4 protein-coding genes are annotated in these 4,392 nt (G+C 44.8%); all 4 read right to left on the bottom strand.

Features of this window, described 5'->3' with window-relative positions; genetic code table 11:
• Positions 1-988 (bottom strand): penicillin-binding transpeptidase domain-containing protein (locus AC1DSE_RS30935; protein WP_477528748.1); only part of this gene is annotated, 988 nt, incomplete at its 3' end.
• A 137-nt stretch (positions 989-1,125) separates the two neighbouring features.
• Positions 1,126-3,417 carry a penicillin-binding transpeptidase domain-containing protein gene (locus AC1DSE_RS30930; RefSeq protein ID WP_477510077.1) on the bottom strand — a complete coding sequence of 764 codons (2,292 nt, stop codon included), beginning with the start codon at positions 3,415-3,417 and terminating at the stop codon, positions 1,126-1,128.
• 56 nt (positions 3,418-3,473) lie between these two features.
• Positions 3,474-3,866, bottom strand: a complete 393-nt coding sequence (gene ftsL / locus AC1DSE_RS30925) for a cell division protein FtsL (RefSeq protein WP_256710903.1) — start codon at positions 3,864-3,866, stop codon at positions 3,474-3,476.
• A 23-nt stretch (positions 3,867-3,889) separates the two neighbouring features.
• On the bottom strand, positions 3,890-4,392 hold a 503-nt coding region (gene rsmH / locus AC1DSE_RS30920; protein ID WP_477528747.1), incomplete at its 5' end, for a 16S rRNA (cytosine(1402)-N(4))-methyltransferase RsmH.

Below are 4,392 nucleotides of genomic sequence, written 5' to 3'. Positions count from 1 at the left end.
GTCTAGCACCGCCCACCTCAATAGCGCCTGGATCAAAAAAACGTTCGTTTTTCAGATCAACCTTTTTTTCCTCAAGGGCTGCCGCAAGCGTGATTATTTTAAAGGTAGAGCCTGGCTCGTATGTCATCCAAATAGGAAGATTTCGATTATAAACCTCAGTTGGAACCTCTCGATATTTGTCTGGCTCGTAAGTAGGTCTGCTCGCCATGCCTAAAATTTCACCGTTATTCGGATCCATCGCAATCGCGATTATACCATTAGGCTGTAAATTCGTCATCGCTTGATCTAGCTCACGTTCCATAACCGTCTGAATTTGCTTATCGATCGTAAGCTGCATCGTAAGCCCGTCCTTAGGTTCCACGTAGGTGTCCGAAGAATTCGGCATTTGTCTGCCCGCTGCATCTGACAAGAAGGATACGCTGCCTCCGATACCGCTTAACTCTGTATTATATTTTGCTTCTACACCGGTTAAGCCTTGATTGTCGATCCCCGTAAAACCTAGCACATGCGCYGCTAAACTGCCGAAGGGATAAAATCGTTTGTTGTCTTCAGCTACAACGATGCCATCAAGACCCAGCTCTCGTATTTGTTCAGCTTTATCAATCGTAATTTTTCGCCCGCCTGGGCCAAGCTTAACGATCAACGCTCGTGTTTTAATTTTTTTATAGAGCGTTTCTTGCGACATGTCGAGCAAAGGGGCAAGCGCTGCTGCTGCAGCCTGTTGATCCTTGATTTGGACAGGAATCGCATATACGGTAGGTGAGCTTACGTTATAGGCGAGCTGAATACCGTTGCGATCAACGATTTCACCTCGCTTGGCTACGTATGGGATGTTGCGTCTCCATGAATCCTCTGCTTTATCCGCCAGCTGCTCACCTTGCCATAGTTGTACAAAGCTAAGTCTCACACATAATGCTAGGAATGACACCCCAGCAAGTATGAGCACGATAAATAAACGTCGTCTAACCGTTACATTAGATACCTTCATCGCTTGTTCCCCCTCCGCTTGACCGTTTCGAAAGGAGCGCACAATTGCGCTCATTCCCAGATTATTCGGGACAAGCGGATGATAGAACAAGCTTTAAGCAACATCATATTAGATCCCTTAATAATTCGATATATGGATCACTCAGGAGCAGCGTTACCATTACTGCTTGTATTGGAATTAGCAGCCTGATCCCCATTTGAAGTTGTCTGACCCTCGGAGGTTCCACCGTTGGTGCCAGCTTCATCTTCTTTTCCATCCTCACTACCCTTATCGCCGCCTTCTGTCGCATCAGGGTTTGTTTCCGCATTGCCGGATTGGCCTTCTTTACCTGTCGGAGGAGCAAGTACAACTTTGAGCACTCTTACTTTATTCAAAGTCTCTTCCTTCTGAGACACAACAAACCCTTGCCCCTCCGGAATGAGCCGAATGCCGATAAGAGAGGTTAATTCAAGAGCATCCCGCAGCGAAACCCCAGTCAGATCAGGGATAGCCAGCTTTTCACGCTGCTCCGTTATTAAATATATTCGCTGTGTCGGGTGTACGGCTGAACCGGGAGCAGGTATTTGCTGCAGCACGGTTTTACCATTTCCGATCAAATCAAATGTCATGGCCTTCGCTGTTAATTCTGCTTTCGCTTGTTGAACTTTAAACTCTGTTAAATCTGGAACCGTTATTGTCGCTTCCTTCTTCGAGTTTGCAGAACCAGCCGGATAGTTAGGCGCTACTCCCATTTTACGCAAGCTTTTGAGAACGATTTGTTTAAAAGCTGGAGCAGCGATCTTTCCCCCAGAAGCAAAAGTAGTATTTGGCTCATCTACGACGACATAAACGACAATTTTCGGATTATCAACCGGCGCATAGCCAATAAATGAAACAACATATTTGGAATCAGAATAGCCGCTTTTTCCATTTACCGTAGTAACCTTTTGAGCGGTTCCTGTTTTACCTGCTACTCGGTAACCCTCGATATAAGCGTTTTTACCGGACCCCTTATCCTGATCCGATACAACCTGCTCCAAATACTCACCGACTTTTTTAGAGGTTTCCTCTGAGATCACTTGGCGAACCATCTTCGGTTCGAAAGTCGTCGTCGTTTTGGTCGACGGATCTGTCATGCTTTTTACGATTTGTGGTTGAAACAGCTTTCCGCCGTTAGCGACTGCCGCGACTGCTGCAACCTGTTGTATAGGCGTAACCGTAACTACCCCTTGTCCAAAGGTAGCATTCGCAATCTCACTCGGGTATTTAAAGTTAATCGTACCGCTTAGCTCATTCCCAAGCTTAATGCCTGTTTTTTGCCCAAATCCAAAATTCGTGTAATATTCTCTCAGCTTCTGTTCCCCTAATCTCTCATAACCAAGCTTGACGAAGGCAACGTTACTTGAATATTTCAAGCCATCCAAAAATGAAATGGTTCCCCATCCCTCTCGCTTAATATCACGGATTGGATTAGGTACACCTTTCAGTTTAATTTGACCTGATTTGTATAATTCATCTGGATTAAACAAACCTTCTTCAACCGCTGAAGCCAGCGTTACAATTTTGAAGGTTGAGCCGGGCTCATATAAAGATTTAATCGCATGATTGTAAGAGTTCGAGTTGTTTTTCCAATATTCATTCGGATTATATTGCGGCATGTTTGCCATCGCCAAAATTTCCATCGTATTTGGATCAGCAGCAATCGCTGTAGCGCTCTTAGGAGAATAGGTTTTCATAATTTCCTGCAGCGCTTCCTCTACATAATGCTGAATTTCGTTATCGATCGTCAGCTGTACATATTGACCGTCTTTGGCTGGCTTGTAGTCTACTTCACCCTCCGTGAGCTGAACGCGTTTTCCGTCCTTCTCATACTTGATATAGCCGTCCTCACCAGATAGCTGCTCATTGAATGAAGCTTCAACGCCAGTCATGGCGACACCCTCTTTATCCAAATAACCGACAAGCTGTGCAGCTAGAGAATTTTTAGGATAATACCGTTTTAAATTTTCTTGCAAATCGATGCCGACGCTATATACCTCCTTTTCTTTGGCTAAATCTTCACGGAACTGTTTAATTTTATCGGCATGTGCTTTGTCAATTTGCCAGCCTCCGCTACGCACCTCCCGATATACAAAGTAATTCCCGTCCTCTTTTTTAGCAGTTACATTTTTCCGGAGCTCTTCCTTAGAAGTGCCAAGGATGTCATGCAAACCATTTATAATTTCTTCTGTAAGTTCCTGATCGTTAATCAGCTTCGGATTTAACGTCACATTATAAGCGATCGTATCCATTGCCAGAACACTCCCGTTACGATCGGCGATCGTGCCACGCTTGGCCAGCAGCTTTTCTTCAGTGGACCATCTTTCCTTTGCAAGTCCATACCATTTGGCGCCTTCTACTACTTGCACAATATAAATTCGGCTTATTAAAACAAGAAAAAGGAGGGTCATTACCCCTCCAAACAATAGTGTCCGCAATCTAATTCGTTTTTTCATCATCGCTCACCCTATTCACTCATTGCTGATTTTATCGCGTCGTCACCTGTATTTACGGTAATTCCACTCTCAATAGAGCTAACCATTCCTTGGGTCTCTGCAAGCTTGCGTATACGTTCTGAATCACTGAGCATCTCTACTTGTTTCTTCAAGTCTTCCATCTCTACATTCATCGTCTGGTATTCGCTATTCAACTTTTTAATTTCGAGGCTCATGTCATAGATTTGCGCGTAGCGTAAAATAATGACACCAGCAACTACAACGCACATTAATACAGTAAACATATACAACAACTTCTCCTGAACCGGTAAGGATTTACGAGTTTTAACAAGCCGCTTCGTTTCCTTGATAACCGGTTGCTGATCCTGCTTTCGCTTAGGCTGCAGCGCTAAATTGCCATTCACATACGCCAATTCAAATCCCCCTCTTACAATTTTTCTGCAACTCTAAGCTTGGCCGACCTTGCACGCGGGTTGAGCTCTAGCTCTCTCTCTGAAGGTACGATCGGCTTACGATTGACTAATTTCACTTTCCCAGCATTGCCRCATACACATAACGGAAAATCGGGCGGGCATGTACATTTCTCCACAAACTTTGCAAACAATTGCTTGCATATACGATCTTCAAGCGAATGAAAAGTGATCACCGATGCTCTGCCGCCAGGGGCTAAACAGCGAATCGTTTGCTCCAAAGCTTCTTCTTCTGCTCCCAGCTCATCGTTTACTGCGATACGAAGCGCTTGGAAGGAGCGTTTGGCGGGATGTCCGCCTGTGCGCCTAGTTGCAGCAGGAATCGATATTTTTATCAATTCAGCTAATTCACCAGTCTTCTCAATGGGCGCCTTTTCTCGTGCCTTCACAATATTTCTAGCGATGGACCGAGCAAACTTCTCTTCACCGTAACGATCCAAAATGCGGGATATATCACGCT

Source organism: Paenibacillus sp. 01L418 (assembly GCF_056400045.1).
Note: the sequence above shows the minus strand (reverse complement) of the source record. Positions and strands in the feature narration are given on the sequence as shown.